Consider the following 274-nt stretch of genomic DNA (forward strand, 5'->3'; position numbering starts at 1 on the left):
GTACCAACCTGAAAATTGAAATATGTTACGATACAATACAAAAAGCGCTAAATAGATACCTAATGCACCTATCCACTTATAGTTCTGAATTCCCTCATAAACACTGTAAATAGTATTTAATACTTCCCATATAAATCCACCGAGCAGTATAAAAATAAAAATAATCCTTAACAATTCCAGTATTACTCGCATTAGTGCTCACTCCTTATTCGGTACATCCTTCGTCTCCAATATGACAGTCCATTAGAGTGGCGGTTAAAATAAAGACATGTTC

1 protein-coding gene is annotated in these 274 nt (G+C 33.9%); it reads right to left on the reverse strand.

The genetic code is table 11. The features are described 5' to 3' along the window. The coding region (locus RG959_RS24120; RefSeq protein WP_342799299.1) for a hypothetical protein at positions 1 to 192 on the reverse strand (192 nt) is incomplete at its 3' end. Between the last annotated feature and the right edge of the window lie 82 nt (positions 193 to 274).

It is taken from the genome of Domibacillus sp. 8LH, from assembly GCF_038806185.1.
Lineage (GTDB): Bacteria > Bacillota > Bacilli > Bacillales > Domibacillaceae > Domibacillus > Domibacillus indicus_A.